Raw genomic sequence first — 1350 nt, 5'->3', positions numbered from 1 at the left:
CCAACCGGCTCGGGGTCTATTCCGGCACAATACCGTCGCTGTTCATCACCCATCAGCTCCATTACCACCTGCCGCTCGTTGCATGGCCGTTTGAGCTGGCGGCGGTACAACTCAACGGCTGGCTCTTTGGAAAATATGACCGGGTCATCGTACCGGACAATCCGCCCGGCCCCTCCTCGCTTGCCGGCAAACTCTCCCGGGCGGACACCACGGCGATCAGGAGCAAGGTCTGCTATGCAGGAATCCTCACCAGTGCAGAGAAACGGGCGACAACAAACGATCTCGATTACCTCTTCCTCATCTCCGGCCCGGAGCCGCAGCGGACCGAACTCGAACGGATCCTCCTTCCGCAGATCGAACGGCTTGAGGGGACATCGGCGGTCCTCCTCGGCAGCCCCGGCAGAAAGAACACGCACACCAGCACCCCGGAATGCATGGTGAAGAACTATGCAACAACGCAGGAGAAGGAGGAACTGATGAACCGGGCACGGTGCATCGTCTGCCGGTCCGGGTATACCTCCATGATGGAACTGGCCGAGCTCAAAAAGGAACGGGCGCTCTTCATCCCGACACCCGGTCAGACCGAGCAGGAGTACCTCTCCTGGTATTACGAGTCACAGGGATGGTTCCCGTCGACAAGTCAGTACCGCATCGATCTTTTGCGCGATCTCGGCCGCACGGGTACCTGCAGGGGATTCCCCGATATGCCGGGAACGGGGGAGAATGTCAGGAAGCTGTATGATGAAGTGCTTGCGGGGTATCTGGAATGAACGGGCATGAGAAACCCGGCAGCCCGGCAGCCCCCATGGCAGAAGGGAGGCGCTCCTGATGGATGACCTTGTCATGGTCGGCGCCGGGGGCATCCTCGGGCTTGTGCTGGTTGCAGTCTTCGGAGCCGGTGCAGTCATCTGGGCTGCTCTTCTCCTGCACACTGCCTTCCAATCCGGGGACTGGGAAGCAATCGGCCGGATCGTTACAGCGATCCTCGCAGTTGCCTGCCTGTACATCGGCACAGGGCTCTGGCTGAAGAAGGCCGGCCACCTCTGAAGCCCGGCTGACCCGTGCAATCCGCGTAAGGAAATGTGCGGACCCTGGAGAAACGGACCTGAGCGTGCGATCACATCCGAACGGGGAAAATATCTGTTCACGGATGAAAATATGATGGCTCCCTGCCGCCACCCCCGCGGGGGGCCCGATGGCGACTCCGGTTCGGTTTCAATCATTAGTATTCGGCAATCAATGCCTGCATCCCGCAAAAGAGCTGCGTGAACGTATTTTTGCTCTGGAGAAAACCTGCGATGGGCAATATTGAATTGTGATGGGGATGAAGGCGCCCGGAGTCTGTCGCCC

Annotated in this window: 2 protein-coding genes; both read left to right on the top strand. The window is 59.6% G+C overall.

The window, feature by feature from the left end:
• A partial coding sequence (locus CW742_RS13300; protein ID WP_292421174.1) for a hypothetical protein occupies positions 1 to 770 on the top strand: 770 nt, incomplete at its 5' end.
• A gap of 58 nt (positions 771 to 828) precedes the next feature.
• A complete protein-coding gene (locus CW742_RS13295) occupies positions 829 to 1047 on the top strand; it encodes a hypothetical protein (protein ID WP_292421171.1) in 219 nt (72 codons plus the stop codon).
• Positions 1048 to 1350: the final 303 nt, after the last annotated feature.

Source organism: Methanoregula sp., from assembly GCF_002835825.1.
Lineage (GTDB): Archaea > Halobacteriota > Methanomicrobia > Methanomicrobiales > Methanospirillaceae > Methanoregula.
The sequence above is the reverse complement of the archived record's forward strand: the minus strand, read 5'-3'. Positions and strand labels throughout refer to the sequence as shown.

Coding starts and splice junctions, on each gene's coding strand:
- CW742_RS13295 (WP_292421171.1), top strand. CDS start 829: ATGGATGACCTTGTCATGGTCGGCGCCGGGGGCATCCTCGGGCTTGTG.